Raw genomic sequence first — 19925 nt, 5'->3', positions numbered from 1 at the left:
GTCACATGCCCGGAGCCCGCTGCTCGGCAATTTCCACCACATTCGCGACACGACCGATGTAAGCTATCCGTCCGACACGTATTACCCCCTCGCGGGAACGCGGGCCAAGGTGCGCTCCAACGGCGCGACCCTGATGGCGCGTTACAAGTTCAACGAGAATTTCAGCATCTATGGCGGCCTGCGCGTGCTGCGGACGTCCGGGCACGTGAATCTGAACACGCCGCGGTTCACCTACGGATTGCAGACGGATTCGGAGACCGATCTGGGCTGGCTGGCCGGGGTGGCCTACGAGATCCCGGAATATGCGGTTCGGGTCGCGTTGACCTATACCTCCCCCATCGATCATGATTTCGGGGCGCGGGATACGTTCGTGGGCGACACGCGCTTCACCACCACCATCCCGAAGTCGGTTCAGCTCGAGTTTCAGACCGGCATCGCGCCCGACTGGCTGGCCTTCGGCTCCATCCGCTGGGTGGAATGGTCCAAATTCGATATCAATCCGCCGGCCTACAACATGCTGACGGGCGGGCCGCTGGTGGGGTATGAAGACGATACCACGACCGTCGTGGTGGGCATTGGCCACAAGTTCAACGAAACCTGGTCCGGCGCCGTGCTGTTCGGCTATGAGACCGCGATGGACGGCTATTCCTCCAACCTCGGGCCGCCCAACGGGCGTCGGAGCATCGGCCTGGCCGGAACCTATACCCACGGCCCGATGAAGGTGACGGCTGGCCTCTCCTATCTCGACATGCGGGACAGCGAGACGAACATCGGCGGAGCCTATACCGCGACCTTCAACCAGAAAGGTCTGCTGGCCGCCATGAAAGTGGGCTACGCCTTCTGATTGCCAACCGCCCCGTTCCCGCGCGAACGGGGCTACCCATGCCGGATCGAAGCGGTTATCCCTCCGGCAAAACCGGAGGGATCATGATCTACGCCACCGCCCGCGACTGGCTCGACGCGCCTGCGAAACGGGTGCTGCTGTTCGGCATGTCTGGGCTTGGCAAGACCCATGTTTCCAACATCCTGCGCGACAGTGGGCGCTGGTTCCACTACTCCGTCGATTATCGCATCGGCACGCGCTACATGGGCGAATACATCGTCGATAACTTCAAGCGCGAAGCGATGCGGAACCCGTTCCTGCGCGAGCTTCTGATGAGCGACTCGATCTTCATCGGCTCCAACATCACCTTCGACAACCTCGCACCGCTTTCGACCTATCTCGGCAAACCCGGCAACCCGGAGAAGGGCGGCCTGCCCTTCGCCGAATACATGAAGCGGCAGGAGCAGCACCGGGAGGCGGAGATCGCCTCGCTGCTCGATACCGGGCGCTTCATCGACCGGTCAGAGGATATCTATGGCTATCCGCATTTCGTCTGTGACTCCGGCGGATCCATCTGCGAGGTCGTGGAGCCCGACGACCCGGAGGACACGGTGCTGACGGCGCTCGCCTCCCGTGCCCTGCTCATCTGGATTAAGGGGTCGGAGGCGCATACCGCGGAACTCGTCCGGCGCTTCGACCGGGCGCCGAAGCCGATGTATTACCAGCCCTCCTTCCTCCATGACGCCTGGGCGACCTATCTGACTGATACCGGTCTGGGAGAGACGGAGGTCGATCCCGACGCTTTCGTCCGCTGGACCTATGCCCGCGCCCTCGCCCACCGCCAGCCGCGCTATGCCGCCATGGCGCGGAACTGGGGTATCAGCCTCGATGCGGAGGATGTAGCGCGGGTGAGATCGTCCGATGATTTCGCGGCCCTTGTCGCGAGAGGGCTTGAGGACAAACGCGCGAGAGCATAACTCGCCGCTCTGGAAGGAGCCGCATCATGCCGATCAAACTGCCCGAGAACCTGCCCGCCTACGATGTCCTGTCGCGAGAGGGCGTCATGGTGATGTCGGACGATCGGGCCGCGCGGCAGGACATCCGCCCCTTGCGTATCGGGCTGCTGAACCTGATGCCGAAGAAGATCCAGACGGAGAACCAGTTCGCCCGCCTGATCGGCGCCACCCCGCTGCAGATCGACCTGCACCTCATCCGCATGTCGGAGCATCAGACGAAGAACACCGCCGCCGAGCATATGGAGGAGTTCTACCGCCCCTTCCAGGATGTGAAGGCATCGGGCGAGAAGTTCGACGGCCTGCTCGTCACCGGCGCGCCCATCGAGCATCTGGCCTTCGAAGATGTGACCTACTGGGATGAACTGCGCGAGGTTTTCGACTGGACGCAGCGCAATGTCCACTCCACCTTTGGCGTATGCTGGGGCGGAATGGCGATGATCAACCACTTTCACGGCGTTCAGAAGCACCTCCTGCCAGCCAAGTCCTTCGGATGCTTCCGTCACACCAACATGTCGCCTTCCTCCCCCTATCTCCGCGGCTTTTCCGACGACTTCGTCATTCCTGTCAGCCGCTGGACAGAAATGCGGCAGGCAGAGATCGACGCGCATGAAGGGCTGGTCACGCTCCTCGGCTCCCATGAGGTCGGCCCCTGTCTGGTGGAGGATCCGGCCCATCGCGCGCTCTATATCTTCAATCACTTCGAGTATGATACTCATACTCTGAAGGAAGAATACGACCGGGATGTGGTGCAGGGAAAAACCATCAACGTGCCGCTCAACTATTACCCCGACGACGATCCCGCCCGCCCGCCTGTCAACCGCTGGCGGAGCCACGCCCATCTGCTCTACGGCAACTGGATCAACGAAATCTACCAGTCCACTTCTTATGACATGAGAGAGATTGGCGAGCGGTAGCCTCCTCATCGCCCTCGTGGCAGGCGGGGGCTTCGCGCTCCTCACCCGCCATCGGGCGAAGCGGAACACCCTGCGGGCGGAGGCGGAGTATCCTGCCGTCGGTCCCCCGCTCACCATAGACGGCATACGGGTGGAGGCGGTCACCCGCGGGCATGGGCCGGACCTGGTGCTCATCCACGGGGCGAGCGGCAATCACCGCGACTTCTCCGCATTGTTGCCCCGCCTTGTGGATGCGTTCCGCGTCACTGTCTTCGACCGACCCTCTCTCGGCTGGACAGGCGGGATCGACCGGGAAACCGATCCTGCGGCACAGGCTGAGTTCCTGAGCGCGGCGGCGGACAAGCTGGGGCTTCGCAATCCGATCCTGGTCGGTCATTCCTACGGGGGCGCCGTGGCGCTTGCCTGGGCGATGCAGCGTCCCGGCAGGGTCAGGGCTGTGGTGGCGATCAGCGCGGCGACTCACCCGTATCCCCGGCCCGTCGCGCTCACCACGCGGCTGCTGGCCACGGCCTTTGCCGGTCGGCTTTCCGCGCCGTTCTTCACCGCATGGTCCACGCCGCGCATGATGCGCGCCGCCTTCGGCCCCGCGTTTGCCCCCCAGCTCGCGCCCGGCGATTATGCGCAGACAGCGGGGCTGGCGCTCACGCTCCGCCCTGCGAGCTTCACCGCCAATGCCCGGCAGGTGGCGGGCCTCAGCCGGGCGCTCCGCCGGTTGCGGCAGGGGTATCCCGGACTGATCCTGCCGGTGGAGGTGCTCCACGGCGATGCGGATGCCATCGTGCCCGTTCGCCGCAACGGCGAGGCGCTGGCGATCGATGTGCCGTCGGCGGTGCTGAGCGTGATCCCGCATGCCGGGCACATGCTCCATCACACCCACCCCGACGCGGTGATCGCCGCGATACAACGGGCGCGGCTTCGCTCCGCGGGCGCTGCACGCCCATTGCCGTCGGAGCGATGATCTGGATAGTGGGCATGTCCGGGCCAGCGACATAGCGGGGGAATGCCATGACTGACAAAAGCAAGCTGCCATTCGATGGTGCTATTTCTGCCTACTACGAAAAGGATGCTCCAAAGGAGGTCCGCGAGGCGATCAAGAAAGCGGGCAAGAAGGATGTCCTTGCCAAGGACTATCCCTATCCCACCGAGCTTTCCCGGGACGAATACGACGCGCTGATGGAGCCGCTTCAGATAGAGCTGGCGAAGCTCGTCTCGCATGTGCGGCGCAAGGGGTCACGGCTCATGATCCTGTTCGAGGGGCGGGATGCCGCCGGCAAGGGCGGCACCATCGCGGCGGTGACAGAGAACATGAACCCGCGCGTGGCCCATACCGTCGCGTTGTCCAAACCCTCCGACCGCGAGGCGACGCAGTGGTATTTCCAGCGCTACGTGCAGCACCTGCCCGCCGCCGGAGAGATCATGCTCTTTGACAGGAGCTGGTACAACCGGGGCGTGGTGGAGAAGGTCTTCGGTTTCTGCACCGACATGGAACGCGCCCAGTTCTTCCGCCAGCTCCCGCCGTTCGAGCAGATGATCGTCAGCGAGGGGATCACCTTCGTGAAGGTCTGGCTGAGCGTGGGACGAGCCGAGCAACTCCGCCGGTTTCTCCAGCGCGAACAGGATCCGCTCAAGCAGTGGAAGCTCTCCAATATCGACGTCGAGGGGCTGAAACGCTGGGATGATTACAGCGCCGCCATCCGCGAGACGCTGATCACCAGCCATACCGACTTCGCGCCCTGGACCATCGTGCGCTCCGACGACAAGCGGCGGGAGCGGATCGCGGTGGTTCAGTCCATCCTGCTCAGCCTCGACTACGAGGGGCGCGACAAGAAGGCCATCGGCCAGCCCGACCCGAAGATTTGCGGCGGGCTTGACATGCTGGATGCTTAAGCGCGGCTATCATCACGGCAACCTCCGTCAGGCGCTGGTCGATGCGGCGCTGAAGCTGATAGAGGAGAAGGGACCGCAGGGCTTCACCCTGTCGGAAGCCGCGAAGGCTGCCGGTGTGACGCCTGCGGCGGTCTATCGGCATTTTGCGGGGCGCGACGACCTGATCGCCGAATGCGCGCGGCAGGGGTACGAAATCTTCGCCGACCTGATGGAATTCGCCTTTGACAGCGGGCCGACGGCGCTCGCGGCCTTTGAGGCGACGGGGCGCGCCTACATCGCCTTTGCCCGCAAGTTTCCCGGCCACTACATCGCCATGTTCGAAAGCGGGATTTCCCCCAACATCTCGCCCGGCCTTGCCGATGCGGCGGCGCGCGCGCGGGGCGTGCTGGAGCGCGCCGCAGTGCGGCTTTCGGAAAACATCCCCCCCGAGAAACGCCCGCCCGCCTCCATGTTCAGCGCGCATATCTGGGCGATGAGCCATGGCGTGGTGGAGCTTTACGGCCGGGGTGCGCCGGGTGCCCGATCCCCCTTCCCGCCGGAGGAACTCCTGGAAGCGGGGATCGGCATCTATCTTCGCGGGCTTGGCCTGCTGCCGCCCGATAACTGAGGTGAGACCATGAACGACCGCTACACCCTGCTCGACAGCCTGCCCACGGCGGAGGACTTCTGCCGTCTGCGCGAGGTTTCCGGCCTCTCACCGAAGTCGCTTGCCGCCGCGCGGATCGGCTTGCCGAATTCCGTCCTCGGGGTCTGCGTGACGGAGGCCGGGCGCACCGTCGGCATGGGCCGGGTGATCGGTGACGGGGGAACCGTGTTCCAGATCGTCGATATAGCGGTGGAGCCGGGTCATCAGGGCCAGGGGCTCGGCAAGGCGATCATGGCGCGGATCATGACGCGCCTGAAGGAACTGGCCCCCGGGGCCTATGTCAGCCTCATCGCCGATGGCGAGGCGCGCCACCTCTACGCGCAATACGGCTTTGCGCCGGTGGCGCCCGCGTCCATCGGCATGGCGATCCTGCTGCCCTGATCTCAGACGAAGAGCACGGCGGACCGCGGATCCCAGGCGACCCGCGTCCGCACGCCGCGGTCCAGCACGGGACGGGAGATCAGGTTCTTCATCGACAGGCGAACCGGCTCCTCCAACCCGTCCAGACGCACGTCGTAATAGGTCATATCACCGTAATAGACGACCTCGTCCACCACGCCTTCGGAAACCTGCTGGGCCGGATTGATCGCCTCGTCGCCATAGATCAGCGACATGGATTCCGGCCGGATGCCGATGCTGGCCGCGCCGACCCGCACGCCACCCGGCGCCTGTGCATCCTCCAGCGTGAACCGGCCAAGCCCCGGTGACTGCACCTCGGCCCGGCCCCCGCTATCGGACAGCACCTCCGCGGGCAGGAAGTTCATCATGCCGATGAAATCCGCCACGGCGCGGGTCTTCGGTCGCCGGTAGAGCACTTCGGGGTCGTCCATCTGCGCGATCTGCCCCTCGAACATCACGGCGATGCGGTCGGACATGACCAGCGCCTCCTCCTGATCGTGGGTGACGAGGATGAAAGTGATCCCCACTTGCCGCTGGAGCTTGATGAGTTCGACCTGCATCTGCTCCCGCATCTTCTTGTCGAGCGCGGAGAGCGGCTCGTCCAGGAGCAAAACCTTGGGCTTCAGGATGAGCGCGCGCGCCAGCGCCACCCGCTGCCGCTGCCCGCCCGAGAGCGCATGCGCCGCCCGTTTGCCGTAGCCGGAAAGCCCGACCATCTCCAGCGCCTCGCCCACCCGACGCAATTTCTCCTCCTTCGTGCCAGGATCGCGACGAAGGCCGAAGCCCACGTTCTCCTCCACAGAAAGATGGGGAAAGATCGCATAGGACTGGAACACCATGTTGGTGGGCCGCCGGTTGGCGGGGACGCCCGCCATGTCCTTGCCGTCGATCAGAACGGTGCCGGAGGACAAGTCCTCGAACCCCGCAATGGTGCGGAGCAGGGTCGTCTTGCCGCAACCGGACGGGCCGAGCAGCGAGAAGAACTCCCCTTGCCGGATATCGGCGGTGATGCCACGGAGGGCGTGGTAATCGCCGTAGTATTTCTGGACGTCCCTCAACTCGATGATCGGGCGGCCGGAAGGCTGCACACGCTGCCCCGGACGGGGGGTGCGGGAGGTGGGAGCGGGCGAGAGCGTCACAGGAAGCCTCCGGTATCGACCCCGCCGCGCCGCCGGACACCGCGCCGGCGGAACATCTCGGCGAGGGTCAGGAGCACGACGGACAGGATGACGAGAATTGTCCCCAGCGCCATGACCACCGGCACCTTCGCCGGGAAGCGGAACTGGGAGAAGATATAGACCGGCAGCGTCGGCTGCGATCCGGTGAGAAAGTAGGCGATGATGAATTCGTCGAGCGAGATGGTGAAGCCGATCAGCAGCGACGACACGATCCCCGGCGCCACCAGCGGGAGCGTGACGAGGCGGAAGGTGGACATCCGCGTCTCGCCCAGATCAATGGACGCCTCCTCCAGCGAACGGTCGAGCGAGGAGAAGGCCGAAGACAGGATCGCCACCGCATAGGGCGTGCAGATCAGCACATGTCCGAAGATCACCGTCCAGAAGGCCAGCGGGATGCCCATGGCCAGCAGCACGACCAGCAGCGACACCGCCACGATCACCTCCGGCAGCACCAGCGGCAGCATGATCAGCCCGCTCATCGCCGCCTTGCCGGGGAAGTCGTAGCGTGTGATGGCGCGCGCTGCGAAGATGCCGAGCATGGTGGAGAACACCGCCGAGGAAATCGCGATGATGAGGCTGTTCTTGACGGCCTGATGCAGCGCGGGAATGGTCCACAGCTCATCAAACCATTTCGTCGTGAAGCCGTTCAGCGGAAAGGCGATGATCGTGCCGTCGTTGAAGGCGAACAGCGGCAGCAGAATGATCGGCGCGTACAGAAACAGCAGGTAGAGATAGGCGTAGATACGCAGGCCGCCCGCTTTCATTTCGACCCCTTCAGGAAGCGGCGGTTGAGGAACAGGAACACCAGCGACACCGCCGCGACGATCAGCATGGCGGAGACGGCCAGCGCCGATCCCAGCGGATAGTTGTCGAGCCGCATGTATTGAAGCTGGATGACGTTGGCGATCATCTGCCCCTGCGGCCCTCCGACGAGGTTCGGCGTCACGTAATCCCCGATGGTGGGGATGAACACGATCATCACCGCAGCGATCACCCCCGTCATGGAAAGCGGCAGCGTCACCCGGAGGAAGGACATCACCTTGCCCTCCCCCAGATCCTGGGATGCCTCCAGCAGCGAGCGGTCGATCTTCTCCAGCGCCACGAAGATCGGCAGGATCGCGAAGGGCGCATAGGCATGGGCCAGCGTGATGACCACCGAATTCACATTGTAGAGCAGGAAGGTGAGCGGCTCATCAATCAGGCGGAGCTTCATCAGCCCGGTATTCAGCACGCCGTTGTAGCCAAGGATCACCTTCCACAGGAACACCCGGATCAGGTAGCTCGTCCAGAAGGGGATGGTGATGAGGAAAAGCCACAGCGCTTTTCTGGAGCCGCTGACGTGGAAGGACACGTAATATGCCACCGGATAGGCCAGCACCACAGTCACCAGCGTCACCATCGCCGCGACACCGAGGGAGCGGAGCATGACCTGCCGATAGAGCGGCTCCGTCCAGGCGGCGATATAGTTCTCCATCGTGAAGGTCTTGATGATCTCCAGATAGCCGTCCGTCCAGAAACTGTAGAGCACGATCAGCCCGACCGGCACCGCCAGAAGCAGCACCGAGTAGATGAACGGCGGCGCGATCAGCGCATAGCCGCTCTTCACTTCGGGTTCGCTGAAGCGGTTCACCCTGTTGGCCATCCCATTGTCCCTGCGCCGTTTCCGGTCCTTCCGGCGATTTAGGCAGAAACCACCGCCGGAGAAAAGCCTGCTCCCGCGCGGCATTGCGCCCCGGTGGCGTTTTCTTCATCCGCTGCTCAATCCGAAGGCACATGCAGGCGCGCCCCCGGTCGGGCGGGAGCCGCGGATATGCGGCGGGATATCCGTGTCGCGGGGCGAGCCAGATGTGATGCGGCGCCACTGCATGACGCGTCTCCGGGTGGGCGGCAGCCGTGGATATGCCTCTTGCTGACATATTGCAGGTTCCGCGCGCGATGGCCGTGGTGATGGAGGTATCACATGCGCCGGGCGCATCTCCCGGCCTGCTGTGCCTGCTCATGATCACCGAGCTTGCGCACAGTCCCAGACACGCGTCCCGGGGGCGTGGCCGCCCTGCCCTTCGGCGGAAACGGGCGGCAGAGGCTCCCACCTGTCCGAGCGCGCGAAACGGCCCCAGCCGCGGGTGCAACCCCGGCGCGGTGCTGTCAGCCCTGCGGCAGATGCAGAGTCTTTACCTCCTGGAACGCTTCGATGCCGAGCCTGCCGCCCTCTCGCCCGAGGCCCGATTGCTTCCAGCCGCCGAAGGGAGAGCCCCAGCCCATGCCCGTGCCGTTCACATGGATCGCCCCCGCGTCGAGCGCGCGGCCGACCCGTCCGGCCCGCTCCATATCGCCGGTCTGCACATAGGCGGCGAGGCCATAGGGCGAATCGTTGGCGATGCGGATGGCCTCCGCCTCCCCGTCCACCGGGAGGATGGAAAGGACGGGGCCGAAAATCTCCTCCCGCGCGATCCGCATGTCGGGGGTCACATCGGCAAAGACCGTCGGCCGGACCCAGTAGCCCGCATTGAAACCGGGCGCGAGGCCCGGGCCGCCCGCCACGGCCCGCGCGCCCTCCGACACACCGGCGGCTATCAGGTCCTGCACCCGCTCGAACTGCGTGGCGTTGACCAGCGGGCCGATGTGATCGCCCGGTTCCGAGGGCAGGCCAAGCACGGTGTTCGCCGCCGCATCGGCCGCGATCTCAACCACCCGGTCATAGACGCCTCGCTCCACCAGCATCCGTGTCGGAGCATCGCAGGACTGGCCGGAGTTCAGGAAGCATTCCGCCACGCTGTCGCGCACGCGCTGCTCGAGGTCCGATCCGCAATCGGCAAAGACGAGGTTCGCCGACTTGCCCCCGAGTTCCAGCGTGATGCGCCGGATGTCCTCCGCCGCGGCATCGGCGACGGCCCGCCCCGCCCGCGTGGAGCCGGTGAAGGAGACATGGCTCACCAACGGGTCCGTGGAAAGCGCGACGCCCGCTCCCGGCCCGTTCCCCTGCACCATGTTGACCACGCCCGCAGGCACCCCTGCCGCGTCGAGGATCTCCATATAGACGATGGCGGAAAGCGGCGTGTATTCAGACGGCTTCAGCACGCAGGTGCCGCCTGTCGCGATCACCGGCAGCACCTTCAGCGAGATCTGGTTGATCGGCCAGTTCCACGGCGTGATGAGCCCCGAAATCCCCACCGGGGCGCGGATCAGCAGGTCGCCGTTGGTGAGCCGTTCCTCCTCCTCCATCCCCTCCAGCGCCTCGATGAAGCCCGCGGCATGACCGACGCCCGCCCCCGCCTGCGCTCTTCGGGCCATGTCGATCGGCGCGCCCATTTCCAGGGAAATCGCCTGGGCGAGGTCGCCGATACGCTCCTGCGTCAGATCGTGAATCCGCCGCAGCAATGCCAGCCGTTCCGCCTTGGAGGTGCGGGAGAAACCGGCGAAAGCGCGCCGCGCCGCATCGAGCGCGCGCGCCACATCCTGCGCACCGGCAAGGATGATACTTCCCCGCACCGCCGCGTCATGCGGCGTCTCGAAGGGAAACGCCTCCGTGGAGAGCGGCGCGATCCAGTGGCCATCGACGTAATGGGTGACGAGTTTCTCGGAATCGATCGTGTCGCGCATGGGGCACCTCCGCCAGATACCATCGCTTGCAGGGATGAGTTGCGTCAAGCTTTGCCAGACACAGGCGGCGTCTCCCCTTGACTACCGCCGAAGGTCCACCAGTCTCTTCGCGGTCAGGAGAGCCGCCCCCACATGAAATATCGCCCAGAGATCGACGGCCTGCGCGCCATTGCCGTTGCGACGGTCGTTCTGTTCCACGCGCGTGCGCCCTTCTTCGGCGGTGGCTATATCGGCGTCGATATCTTCTTCGTCATCTCCGGCTTTCTCATTACCGGTATCCTCATTCAGGACATCGAAGCGCGTCGCTACAGCCTGACGGAGTTCTACGTGCGCCGGGCGCGGCGTATCCTTCCCGCGCTTTTCGTGATGCTCGCGGCCTGCATCCCCGTCGCCTGGGTATGGATGCTTCCGGCGGACTTCGCGGATTTCGGGCGGAGCATCGCGGCAGCAGCGCTGTTCCTTTCCAATGTTCACTTCTCCCGACACGCGGATTATTTCAGCACCGCGGCAGAGTTGCAGCCCCTGCTTCACACATGGAGCCTGGCCATCGAAGAGCAGTTCTACCTGGTCTTCCCGCCGCTCCTTTTCCTTCTGGTCACACGCGGCGGACGGAGGATCGCGCTCATCGTGCTGGGCGTGATCGCGCTTGCCTCCCTCGCGCTGGCGGAGGTGGGCTGGCGCATCCGGCCGGAGGAGAACTTCTTCTTCACCCCGTCGCGGATATGGGAGCTTCTGGCCGGGTCGCTTGCAGCCCTCGGCATCCGCCTTCGCCCGCAGGCGCCGCGTGGCGGTCCCGCGGCGCTGGGGCTGGCGATGATCCTCGTATCGCTCCTCTTGCTGCCGGGGATGCCCTCGCCGTCGCTCGCGACGCTGCTGCCGGTTCTCGGGGCGGTGCTGGTGCTGGTATGGGGCGGTCAGGGCACGCGGGTGGGGCAGATCCTCTCACTCCGGCCGGTCGTGTGGCTCGGCCTCATCAGCTACAGCACCTATCTGTGGCACCAGCCGCTGATGGCCTTCACGCGGCTTCGGCTGGCGGAGGAACCCCGTGCGGGCGTGATGGCGCTGCTGGTCATCGCCTCCGTCCTGCTTGGCTGGCTGAGCTGGCGCTGGGTAGAGCAGCCGTTCCGCGGCGGCGCCCCCCTGCTCGCCGGGCGTCGCCTGCCGCTTGCCACAGCGGTCGTGGGGATCGTGCTTTTCTCCGCCGCCGGCATCGGGATCCGCAAGGCGGAAGGGTTCCCTGAGCGTATGCCATGGGCCACGGAGCTTCTGGCGGGGCGGGAGCGGTATCGCGGCCATTGTCTGACCGCCGACAACGATCCCCCGCCCATCCACCCGGTCCGCACCTGTGCCGCCGGTGAATCCGGCCCGCAGGTCGCGATCATGGGCGACAGCCACGCCACCAGTCTCGCCCCGCCGTTGCAGGCGATGCTGACCGGGATGGGCATCGGCAGCTACGTTTCGGGATATGCCGGTTGTCCGCCCGTGCCCGGTCTTGTCCGGCTCGACAAGCTGCCCTCGCGCAGTTGCGACGCATATAATCGCGCCTATCTGGACTGGCTGGAACAGTCCGGCGTCAGAACGGTGGTCCTTGCCGCGCGATGGCCGGTCTATGCGAGCGGGCTCAGGGCGCGAAATGGCGAGGGCGGCAATGAACCGGGACCGCCCATACCGATGGACGTGGCCGCGCTCCCTCCCGGCGATCCCTTCGACGGCGAGCGGGAGGCCCGGGTCATTTCTGCCTATGCCACGCAGGTCGCCGCGCTGGCGGAGCGGTTCAACGTCGTTCTGGTCTATCCCTATCCGGAGGCGGGATGGAAAGTGCCGCTCCGCGTTGCGCGGGAGTTGATGTTCGACCCGGAGGCACAACCGGCAATCTCCACCAGCAGGACATTTTTCCATCGCCGTTCCGATGCCATCATCACCGCCTTCGACGCGATCCACAGCCCGCGTATTGCCCGCGTGCGCCCGGACAGGCTGCTCTGCGACACATTCATTCCAAACCGTTGCGCAAATGCCTTCGGCGGAAAGATGTTCTACTTCGACGACAATCACCCCTCGCCGGAAGGTGCGGCTCTGGTCGCGCCGGAGATCGTGGCCGCCATCCGCGCCCTTGATCGGGAACAGGCCAGCCGCTGACGGTTGGCAAGGGAGGTTCCCGCCACGCGCGCAAACAAAAAGGCCCGCCACAGGGGGCGGGCCTTTCCGAATATCGACGCGAAATCAGCGTTTGGAGAACTGGAAGCTCCGGCGGGCTTTCGCCTTGCCGTATTTCTTCCGTTCGACGACGCGGCTGTCGCGGGTCAGGAAGCCTGCAGCTTTCAGCGCCGAACGCAGCGTGGGATCGTAGAGTTGCAGCGCCTTGGAAATGCCGTGCTTCACCGCACCGGCCTGACCGGAAAGACCGCCGCCCGCAACCGTGGCCATCACGTCGAACTGACCTTCGACATTGGCGACCTGGAACGGCTGGCGCAGGATCATCTGGAGCACCGGGCGCGCGAAATACGCGGTGTAGTCGATGAACTCACCTTTGTTGTTGCGGATGAGGAACTTGCCGGAACCCGGCTTGATCCAGACGCGGGCGACCGCATCCTTCCGCTTGCCGGTGGCGTAGGACCGGCCAAGTTCGTCACGCACGGGCTCACGCGGGGCTTCGTCGGCCACGGCGGCGGCGGACCCGGAGACAACCGATTTCAGGTCATCGAGGGTTTTGATGTCTTCGGCCATTTACTTACGCGCTCCGGGTGTTCTTCGGGTTCAGCGTCTTGACGTCCAGCACTTCGGGTTGCTGGGCTTCATGCGGATGTTCGGCGCCCGCATAGATACGCAGGTTGGTCATCTGCTGGCGCGAGAGCTTGCCGCCCGGCAGCATGCGCTGCACGGCTTTCTCGACCACGCGGGTCGGGAACTTGCCCTCGAGGATCTGACGCGCGGTGCGGTCCTTGATCCCACCCGGATAGCCGGTGTGCCAGTAGTATTTCTTGTCATCCCGCTTGGTGCCGGTGAGTTGCACCTTGTCGGCGTTGATGATGATCACGTTGTCGCCCATGTCCATGTGCGGCGTGAAGGTCGGCTTGTGCTTGCCGCGGAGGCGGTTGGCGACGATCGTGGCGAGGCGGCCCAGAACGACGCCTTCGGCGTCGATCAGGATCCACTTCTTCTCGATGTCCGCAGGCGTCGCGGTGAAGGTCTTCATGGTCCAGATCCCGTTCGTTTGCAGAGAGCCCGGCCGGGACCGGACTCCGAGAATTCGGATTGCGGTGTTCTATAGAAGTTCGCTGCACAGTCAAGCACGTGATGCAAGTAATTTCTTATAGATTTCAATTACTTGAAAAATAGGTATTACAATACCCCACATTTCACCTCATTTCGGCGGGATCGAATAGGTCAGTGTCGCCCGCGCCACTGGCTCTTCCTGCCCGTCGGAGAAGACAAGCACGTCCCCCACCGCCAGAACCCGGCCGAGCTTCAGTATCCGTGTCCGCGCGATCAGGTCCGCACCGGAGACGGGCTTGCGCAGGAAGTCGATGGAACAGTTCGTCGTTACCGTGAGCGCCTTCGGCCCGATCCTGGCAAGGATGGCGAGATAGACCGACACATCCGCCAGCGCGAACATGGCGGGGCCGGAGACGGTGCCGCCCGGCCGCAGATGCCTGTCCCCCACCAGCAGACGGGTGACCAGTTCCTCCTCCCCCAGGGCATCGATGGCGAAATCCGCCGCCACCTGCGGGAACTGTGCGTGCATGAAGGCATCAAGCCCGGTCATCGTCATTGTCAGCGCCACGGCTTCCTCCCCCGTTTTTCGCGCGCTACAGTTCCGGCAACGGGGAGGAATGACAATGGATGATATACTCTTGCGGTCGGATGACGTCGGGGTCGCCACGCTCACGCTGAACAGTCCGGCCAATCTCAATGCCCTGTCGGATGCGATGCTGGCCGCCCTTTCCGACGCATTCCGCGCGCTTTCGCAGGACGAGAGCATCCGTGCCGTCGTGCTGCGGGGGGCAGGCAAGGCGTTCTGCGCAGGGCATGACCTGAAGGAAATGCAGGCGAAGCGCGCAGCGCCCGATGGCGGGGCTGCGGCCTTTGCCGACCTGTTCGACCGTTGCGCAAGGGTGATGACCGCCATCCCCCGCCTGCCCCAGCCCGTGATCGCCGAGGTGCATGGCATCGCCACGGCGGCGGGCTGTCAGCTCGTCGCCTCCTGCGACATGGCGGTGGCGGCGGAGGGCACGCACTTTGGCGTGAACGGGGTGAACATCGGGCTATTCTGCTCCACGCCCATGGTCGCGCTGACCCGCAACATCGCGCGGAAGCAGGCGTTCGAGATGCTGACCACGGGGGAGTTCATCGACGCCGCCCGCGCGCGGGAGCTGGGCCTCGTCAACCGGGTCGTCGCGGCCGAACGGCTGTCGGAGGAGACGGCGCGGCTTGCCGCCACGGTTGCAGGCAAGCTCGGCACTGCGGTGCGGATCGGCAAGCGGACCTTCTACGACCAGATCGGTCTGCCGCTGGAGGATGCCTACGCCCTCGCCGGTGGCGTCATGGTGGAGAACATGCTCCACGCCGACACGAACGAGGGTATCTGCGCCTTTCTGGACAAGCGCAAACCAGACTGGGCGGTCTAGCAGGCTGCTGAATAAGCTTTAAAAATCCGGAAATCAGCCCCGGAACTACCGGCAATGCGTGGATTTCGGGCTGGATTTCCCCGGATTGCGGAGGATTTCCGCTCCCGCGCAGACCTGGAGGCCCTTTTCAGCCCCCTGCTAGGCGGCGCTGCGGAGCCGGGCGAGGCTTTCCGCCAGCAGCGCCGCCGCGGCCACCCCGTCCACCAGCGGCATGGAAAGCCGCGCGGCGAGCCGCGGGCGCAGCGCGCTCATCCCCGCGCAGCCCAGCACCACGGGATCGTCTCCACCGGCGCCCCGGATCGCGGCGGCGAGGCGGTCCACCACCTCCTCCGTGCCGCTGTCGAGGTCCAGCACCGGGATCCCGCTGGCATGCAGACCCGCGCACCGCGGCGCGAACCCATAGGCGGATATGTTCTGCCCGATCACCGGCAGTGCCGCCTCCACCGAGGTCATCACCCGGAAGCGGGGCGCCATCAGGGCCGCCATGTGAAACGCGGCCTCGCCGATGCCGATCACCGGGCAATGGGCACTGGCCCGGATCCGCTCAAGCCCGGTATCGTCGAAACAGGCGATGACGATCGCATCCGCCCCCCAGTCCCGCGCCGCCTCCAGCCGGGAGAGAACGCCCGGAACCGCGCGTTCCCCGTCCTCCGCCCCCTCGATGGCCGGAGGTCCGTCGTGGTTGGTCCAGCCGGCGACCTCTGCCGTCGTCAGCGCGCAGGCGGTCGCCACCACCGCCTCCGTCATGCTGACCGTGGCATTCGGATTGATGAACAGCAGTCGCAAACCCTAGACCCCTCTCCCCGCATCGGAGAGGAGCTTTGCCCGCCGTTTCGCGGCAATGGCAAGAGCCAGAACGAAAACCCCGATCACAAGGAAGGAAAACAGTGTCGTCAGCGTCCCCAGCGCAAAGATCACCGGCGTGGTGACATTGGTGGTCATCCCGTAGATCTCCAGCGGCAGCGTGTTGTAGCTGCCCGCCGTCAGCAGCGTCCGCGCGAATTCGTCATAGGAGAGCGTGAAGCCGAACAGCGCCACCCCGATCAGCGACGGCGCGATGATCGGGATGACCACATGCCAGAGCGTCTGCCATGCCGTCGCCCCCTGATCGCGCGCCGCTTCCTCATAGGCCGGGTTGAAGCGGTTGAAGATGGCGAACATGATCAGCAGCCCGAAGGGCAGCGTCCATGTCAGCTGCGCGCCGAAGCCCGATGTCGCCCAATGCACCGTAAGCCCCGATTGGGAGAAGATCAGCCCGACTCCGAGCGAGACGAGAATGGAGGGAATGACGAGGCTGGTGATGATGAGATAGAACACCAGGCCCGACCCGGTGAACCGCTTGCGGAACGCCAGACCGCCCATGACGGAGATCACCACCGTCGCCACCATCACCATGAGGCCGAGCGCCAGGCTCCGCCGGAAGGCGCCCCAGATGTCGCCGACCGCCTGCTGCTCGAACAGGTCGCGGAACCAGTGGAGCGAGACGCCGCGCATCGGAAAGGTCAACCCGCCCTCCGGCCCCTGAAAGGACAGGATGGCGATGGTGATGGTCGGCCCGTAAAGAAACAGCAAAAACAGCGTAAAGAACGCCGCCAGCGCATAGAAGGACCACGGACGCCGTTCCATCACAGCTCCTTCCTGATATCGACGAAGCGCAGCATGATGCCGATCACGATCAGCACGGTGCAGAGCAGCACCACCGCCGTCGCCGCGGCCGACGGATATTGCAGCAGGGCGATGTCGTTGGAGATGAGCCGCCCCACATTGGCCGATTGCGAGCCGGACATGAACCGGACGGTGATGAAATCACCCATCACCAGCGTTACGACAAAGATCGTGCCGATCATGATGCCAGGCTTGCAGAGCGGGATGATGACGTTCCACAGGATCTGCCAGCCGGATGCGCCCGCATCGTTCGCCGCCTCGATCAGGCTGCGGTCGATCCGCATCATCGTGTTGAAGATCGGCACGACCATGAACAGCGTGTACAGATGCACGAAGGCGAGGATCACCGAAAAGTCGGAGAACAGCAGCCATTCCAGCGGCTCGTCGATCACCCCCCAGGAGATCAGCGCCGAATTGGCCAGCCCGTTGCGCCCCAGAAACGGGATCCAGGAGATCATGCGGATGATGTTCGATGTCCAGAACGGTATCGTGCAAAGCAGGAACAGCACGGTCTGCCATCCCTGGCTGCGAACATGGAAAGCCAGGAAATAGGCAACGGTGAACCCGATGAGCAGCGTCGCCGCCCAGGTGATGAGCGCATATTTGAACGTGTTGAGAAAGACCCGGTAGGTCACCGGCGAACCGAATAGGAATTCATAATTCTCAAAGGAAAAATCGGGAACGATGGTAAATTCGGTGGCGCTCCAGAAGCTCACCGCCACGATCATCGCGATGGGCAGGATCAGAAAGACCAGCAGCACCACCGCCAGCGGAGAGGCCAGCAGCCAACCGGTGAAATTGGCCGACCGCGCCCTCCGCACGGGAGCCGTCAGACTGCCCCTGTCCGGCCCGGAAGGGGAGACGGCCTGCCGGGCCGCCTCCGCCGCCATCGCCTGAAGGGGAGAGACCTCAGGCCGCGATGAACTCATTCCATTTCCTTACCATGTACTGGTTTTCATCCATGACGGAGTTCCAGCAGGCGACATGGCCCATGCGTTCGTAGAACGAACCGCCATCGCGGCTTTCGCCCGCCTTGGCCATGACCTGACCATAGGGGTTGGCGATGTCGGCCGTCGCGGGCTTGCCCTCGAACCAGTAGCCCCATTCGTTGGCGTCCATATGCTCCTTCGAGGTTTCCGGCACGGCGGAATAGTAGCCCTGCCGCATCAGGAAGCCGCCGACCCAGCCGGAGAGATACCAGTTGATATACTCATAGGCCGCGTCCAGCTTGGCCCCGTCCAGCGCCTTGGACAGGCCGATCCCGCCGCCCCAGCTGCGGTAGCCTTCCTCCAGCGGCTGATACACGCAGGGGATGCCGCGCGTCTTGACCGCCGTGATCGCCGGCGACCACATGGACTGGATGACCACCTCTCCCGAGGCCATCAGGTTCACGCTTTCATCGAAGGTCTTCCAGAAGGAGCGGAACTGTCCAGCGCGCTTGGCCTCCGTGAAGATCGCAAGGGTCTTGTCGATCTCCTCGCGGGTCATGTTGCCCTTGTCGCCGTATTTGATCGCCCCCATCGACTCGCAGACCATCGCCGCGTCCATGATCCCGATGGCGGAGATGTCGAGAATGGAGGCCTTGCCCTTGAACTCCGGGTTCAGCAGCTCTTTCCACTGGGTGATGGGGCGGTTGATGATGTCCGGGCGGATGCCCAGCGTATCGGCGTTGTAGATCGTGGGAATGAGGGTCATCCACTGCGTCGGTTCCTTGGCGAAGGTCTTGGAGCCCTGCGCCTCCACGAAGCCGACCGTATGCGGCGCAGTACCCTGCGCGATCACCGACTCCGGCGTGAGCTTGCCGGTCGTGAACAGCGGCACGATCTTGTCGTAGAGCTTGATCTTGGCCGTATCCATCGCCTGAAGGTTGCCGGTCGGCCAGACCTTCTTGCAGATCCAGTATTCGATATCGGCGATGTCGAAGCTGTTGGGTTGGGTCGCGGCGCGCTGCGTCACCGCGTCGCTGTCGAGCGCGGTCATCTCCAGCGTGAACCCGAGGTCCTCCTTCACCTTCTGCGCCACTTCGTTGATGTTGGACACGCCCGTGCCGAACTGGCGCAGCGTGATGTTCCTGATCTCCTGCGCCCAGATCATCGGCGCGGGAAAGGCGGAGGCCGCGGCCGCAGCCGCCCCCGCCTTCAACACACCGCGCCGGCTGTAACCGATCTTGCTCATGTTCCTTGTCCTCTCCGTTGGATCAGGCCAGAAGGCGGTGCTGCCGCCCTTCGTCCCAGGCAAGACGCACGGCGTCGCCCGGTTGCTTCGGATCTCTGTAAAAGACGCCCTCGGGGATCAGCGCGAGGATCTCCTGCTCACCTGCCGCCATGCTGGTGACGGCGACATGCGCGCCCTGATATTCGACGCTGCGCACGACGGCATCCGTCCCCGAGGGCGCGATCCGCACCTCGTCCGCACGGACGGCGAACCGCCCCTGCGGCAACGACACCACGTTGTGCCCGCCCATGAAGCGCGCGACGAATTCCGTGCGCGGGGCGTTGAACATCTCCTGCGGGGTGCCGGACTGTTCGATGACGGCGTTGTTCATCAGCACCATCTCGTCGGCCAGCGCCATCGCTTCGTCCTGACCATGGGTGACATGGATGAAGGTGATGCCCAGCTCCCGCTGAAGCCGCTTCAGCTCCGCCCTCACCTTCAGGCGCAGGAACGGGTCCAGCGCCGAAAGCGGCTCGTCCAGCAGAAGAACCTGCGGATCGGTGATGAGCGCGCGGGCCAGGGCCACGCGCTGCTGCTGCCCGCCCGAAAGCTGCGCCGGCCTGCGCTCGGCAAAGCGCGACATGTCCACAAGCTCCAGCATCTCGCCCGCGCGCTTGCGCCGCGCCGCCTGATCGACACCCTTCATCTTCAGGCTGAACGCCACGTTGTCGGTCACGCTCAGATGCGGGAACAGCGCATAGCTCTGGAACATCATCGCCGTGCCGCGCCGCGCGGGCGGCAGATGAGAGATGTCGGCGCCTGCAAGGACGATCGCCCCGTCCGACACGCTCTCATGGCCCGCGATCATGCGGAGCGTGGTGGATTTGCCGCAGCCGGAGGGGCCCAGCAGGCAGACATAGGTTCCCGCAGGAAACAGGTGGCTCACCCGGTTGACCGCCGTGGTCTGGCCGTATCGCTTGGTGAGGCTGACGAGTTCCAGATCCTGTCCGCTGCGCAT

21 protein-coding genes are annotated in these 19925 nt (G+C 64.8%); 9 read left to right on the top strand and 12 right to left on the bottom strand.

From position 1 onward, the window contains the following. The 7 genes from RT513_RS14985 to RT513_RS14955 form a co-directional block, all read left to right on the top strand. Positions 1 to 844: outer membrane protein transport protein (locus RT513_RS14985; RefSeq protein ID WP_313534133.1), on the top strand; the 844-nt coding region annotated here is incomplete at its 5' end. Between the two features lie 83 nt (positions 845 to 927). Beyond that, positions 928 to 1800 (top strand): ATPase, encoded by an 873-nt coding sequence (locus RT513_RS14980; RefSeq protein WP_290685390.1) that lies wholly within the window; start codon positions 928 to 930, stop codon positions 1798 to 1800. 26 nt (positions 1801 to 1826) lie between these two features. Then, positions 1827 to 2753 (top strand): homoserine O-succinyltransferase, encoded by a 927-nt coding sequence (metA, locus tag RT513_RS14975; RefSeq protein WP_290685385.1) that lies wholly within the window; start codon positions 1827 to 1829, stop codon positions 2751 to 2753. Further along, on the top strand, positions 2740 to 3711 hold the full coding sequence (locus RT513_RS14970; RefSeq protein ID WP_290685383.1) for an alpha/beta fold hydrolase: 972 nt from the start codon (positions 2740 to 2742) through the stop codon (positions 3709 to 3711). The genes metA and RT513_RS14970 overlap by 14 nt, the downstream gene beginning before the upstream one ends. 47 nt (positions 3712 to 3758) lie before the next feature. After that, positions 3759 to 4640 carry a polyphosphate kinase 2 gene (ppk2, locus tag RT513_RS14965; RefSeq protein ID WP_290685381.1) on the top strand — a complete coding sequence of 294 codons (882 nt, stop codon included), beginning with the start codon at positions 3759 to 3761 and terminating at the stop codon, positions 4638 to 4640. Continuing rightward, positions 4633 to 5247, top strand: coding sequence for a TetR/AcrR family transcriptional regulator (locus RT513_RS14960; RefSeq protein ID WP_290685379.1), 615 nt, complete (start codon positions 4633 to 4635; stop codon positions 5245 to 5247). The genes ppk2 and RT513_RS14960 overlap by 8 nt, the downstream gene beginning before the upstream one ends. A gap of 9 nt (positions 5248 to 5256) precedes the next feature. Next, entirely contained in the window at positions 5257 to 5667 is a 411-nt protein-coding gene (locus RT513_RS14955) for a GNAT family N-acetyltransferase (protein WP_290685377.1), read from the top strand. 2 nt (positions 5668 to 5669) lie between these two features. Here RT513_RS14955 and RT513_RS14950 read toward each other — a convergent pair whose 3' ends face one another. The 4 genes from RT513_RS14950 to RT513_RS14935 all read right to left on the bottom strand — a co-directional run bounded on the left by RT513_RS14950 (position 5670) and on the right by RT513_RS14935 (position 10463). Next, positions 5670 to 6752 carry an ABC transporter ATP-binding protein gene (locus tag RT513_RS14950; RefSeq protein WP_409518420.1) on the bottom strand — a complete coding sequence of 361 codons (1083 nt, stop codon included), beginning with the start codon at positions 6750 to 6752 and terminating at the stop codon, positions 5670 to 5672. A 68-nt stretch (positions 6753 to 6820) separates the two neighbouring features. Next, entirely contained in the window at positions 6821 to 7627 is an 807-nt protein-coding gene (locus RT513_RS14945; RefSeq protein WP_088214980.1) for an ABC transporter permease, read from the bottom strand. Beyond that, the gene (locus RT513_RS14940) at positions 7624 to 8505 is read right to left on the bottom strand and encodes an ABC transporter permease (RefSeq protein WP_290685375.1); all 882 of its coding nucleotides are present in this window, start codon (positions 8503 to 8505) and stop codon (positions 7624 to 7626) included. Before RT513_RS14940 ends, RT513_RS14945 begins: the two co-directional genes overlap by 4 nt. 503 nt (positions 8506 to 9008) lie before the next feature. Then, entirely contained in the window at positions 9009 to 10463 is a 1455-nt protein-coding gene (locus RT513_RS14935; RefSeq protein ID WP_290685373.1) for an aldehyde dehydrogenase family protein, read from the bottom strand. 132 nt (positions 10464 to 10595) lie between these two features. Here RT513_RS14935 and RT513_RS14930 point away from each other — a divergent pair, with 132 nt between their 5' ends. Beyond that, on the top strand, positions 10596 to 12599 hold the full coding sequence (locus RT513_RS14930; RefSeq protein WP_290685371.1) for an acyltransferase family protein: 2004 nt from the start codon (positions 10596 to 10598) through the stop codon (positions 12597 to 12599). An 84-nt stretch (positions 12600 to 12683) separates the two neighbouring features. Here the strand turns inward: RT513_RS14930 and rpsI are convergent, their stop codons facing one another. The 3 genes from rpsI to RT513_RS14915 form a co-directional block, all read right to left on the bottom strand. After that, a complete protein-coding gene (gene rpsI, locus RT513_RS14925; RefSeq protein ID WP_088214977.1) occupies positions 12684 to 13187 on the bottom strand; it encodes a 30S ribosomal protein S9 in 504 nt (167 codons plus the stop codon). Positions 13188 to 13191: 4 nt separating this feature from the next. Continuing rightward, positions 13192 to 13656 (bottom strand): 50S ribosomal protein L13, encoded by a 465-nt coding sequence (gene rplM, locus RT513_RS14920; protein ID WP_035705529.1) that lies wholly within the window; start codon positions 13654 to 13656, stop codon positions 13192 to 13194. Between the two features lie 168 nt (positions 13657 to 13824). Next, the gene (locus RT513_RS14915; RefSeq protein WP_179209144.1) at positions 13825 to 14232 is read right to left on the bottom strand and encodes a PaaI family thioesterase; all 408 of its coding nucleotides are present in this window, start codon (positions 14230 to 14232) and stop codon (positions 13825 to 13827) included. Positions 14233 to 14299: 67 nt separating this feature from the next. Between RT513_RS14915 and RT513_RS14910 the strand changes: the two genes are divergently transcribed. Beyond that, on the top strand, positions 14300 to 15088 hold the full coding sequence (locus tag RT513_RS14910) for an enoyl-CoA hydratase (RefSeq protein WP_290685366.1): 789 nt from the start codon (positions 14300 to 14302) through the stop codon (positions 15086 to 15088). A 138-nt stretch (positions 15089 to 15226) separates the two neighbouring features. On the opposite strand, the gene RT513_RS14905 is transcribed toward RT513_RS14910, so the two are convergent. The 5 genes from RT513_RS14905 to RT513_RS14885 are packed head-to-tail and all read right to left on the bottom strand — an operon-like array spanning position 15227 to position 19925. Then, on the bottom strand, positions 15227 to 15874 hold the full coding sequence (locus RT513_RS14905; RefSeq protein ID WP_290685364.1) for an aspartate/glutamate racemase family protein: 648 nt from the start codon (positions 15872 to 15874) through the stop codon (positions 15227 to 15229). 3 nt (positions 15875 to 15877) lie between these two features. After that, on the bottom strand, positions 15878 to 16714 hold the full coding sequence (locus tag RT513_RS14900) for an ABC transporter permease (RefSeq protein ID WP_290685362.1): 837 nt from the start codon (positions 16712 to 16714) through the stop codon (positions 15878 to 15880). Continuing rightward, entirely contained in the window at positions 16714 to 17682 is a 969-nt protein-coding gene (locus RT513_RS14895; RefSeq protein ID WP_256947269.1) for an ABC transporter permease, read from the bottom strand. Before RT513_RS14895 ends, RT513_RS14900 begins: the two co-directional genes overlap by 1 nt. Further along, positions 17663 to 18928: a PotD/PotF family extracellular solute-binding protein gene (locus RT513_RS14890; protein ID WP_290685358.1), complete on the bottom strand. Its 1266-nt coding sequence runs from the start codon at positions 18926 to 18928 to the stop codon at positions 17663 to 17665. The genes RT513_RS14895 and RT513_RS14890 overlap by 20 nt, the downstream gene beginning before the upstream one ends. Positions 18929 to 18950: 22 nt before the next feature. After that, entirely contained in the window at positions 18951 to 19925 is a 975-nt protein-coding gene (locus RT513_RS14885; protein WP_035743122.1) for an ABC transporter ATP-binding protein, read from the bottom strand.

This window comes from Haematobacter sp., from assembly GCF_032102465.1.
In the GTDB taxonomy this organism is placed as follows: Bacteria; Pseudomonadota; Alphaproteobacteria; order Rhodobacterales; family Rhodobacteraceae; genus Haematobacter.
Note: the sequence above shows the minus strand (reverse complement) of the source record. Positions and strands in the feature narration are given on the sequence as shown.

What these genes read in the sequence shown, in the direction of transcription:
- RT513_RS14890 (WP_290685358.1), bottom strand. Translation starts at nt 18,928, where the DNA reads ATGAGCAAGATCGGTTACAGCCGGCGCGGTGTGTTGAAGGCGGGGGCG.
- RT513_RS14895 (WP_256947269.1), bottom strand. Translation starts at nt 17,682, where the DNA reads ATGAGTTCATCGCGGCCTGAGGTCTCTCCCCTTCAGGCGATGGCGGCG.
- rplM (WP_035705529.1), bottom strand. Translation starts at nt 13,656, where the DNA reads ATGAAGACCTTCACCGCGACGCCTGCGGACATCGAGAAGAAGTGGATC.
- RT513_RS14945 (WP_088214980.1), bottom strand. Translation starts at nt 7,627, where the DNA reads ATGAAAGCGGGCGGCCTGCGTATCTACGCCTATCTCTACCTGCTGTTT.
- RT513_RS14955 (WP_290685377.1), top strand. Translation starts at nt 5,257, where the DNA reads ATGAACGACCGCTACACCCTGCTCGACAGCCTGCCCACGGCGGAGGAC.
- RT513_RS14980 (WP_290685390.1), top strand. Translation starts at nt 928, where the DNA reads ATGATCTACGCCACCGCCCGCGACTGGCTCGACGCGCCTGCGAAACGG.
- metA (WP_290685385.1), top strand. Translation starts at nt 1,827, where the DNA reads ATGCCGATCAAACTGCCCGAGAACCTGCCCGCCTACGATGTCCTGTCG.
- RT513_RS14900 (WP_290685362.1), bottom strand. Translation starts at nt 16,714, where the DNA reads ATGGAACGGCGTCCGTGGTCCTTCTATGCGCTGGCGGCGTTCTTTACG.
- RT513_RS14885 (WP_035743122.1), bottom strand. Translation starts at nt 19,925, where the DNA reads ATGCGCAGCGGACAGGATCTGGAACTCGTCAGCCTCACCAAGCGATAC.
- RT513_RS14940 (WP_290685375.1), bottom strand. Translation starts at nt 8,505, where the DNA reads ATGGCCAACAGGGTGAACCGCTTCAGCGAACCCGAAGTGAAGAGCGGC.
- ppk2 (WP_290685381.1), top strand. Translation starts at nt 3,759, where the DNA reads ATGACTGACAAAAGCAAGCTGCCATTCGATGGTGCTATTTCTGCCTAC.
- rpsI (WP_088214977.1), bottom strand. Translation starts at nt 13,187, where the DNA reads ATGGCCGAAGACATCAAAACCCTCGATGACCTGAAATCGGTTGTCTCC.
- RT513_RS14935 (WP_290685373.1), bottom strand. Translation starts at nt 10,463, where the DNA reads ATGCGCGACACGATCGATTCCGAGAAACTCGTCACCCATTACGTCGAT.
- RT513_RS14960 (WP_290685379.1), top strand. Translation starts at nt 4,633, where the DNA reads ATGCTTAAGCGCGGCTATCATCACGGCAACCTCCGTCAGGCGCTGGTC.
- RT513_RS14910 (WP_290685366.1), top strand. Translation starts at nt 14,300, where the DNA reads ATGGATGATATACTCTTGCGGTCGGATGACGTCGGGGTCGCCACGCTC.
- RT513_RS14915 (WP_179209144.1), bottom strand. Translation starts at nt 14,232, where the DNA reads ATGACGATGACCGGGCTTGATGCCTTCATGCACGCACAGTTCCCGCAG.
- RT513_RS14930 (WP_290685371.1), top strand. Translation starts at nt 10,596, where the DNA reads ATGAAATATCGCCCAGAGATCGACGGCCTGCGCGCCATTGCCGTTGCG.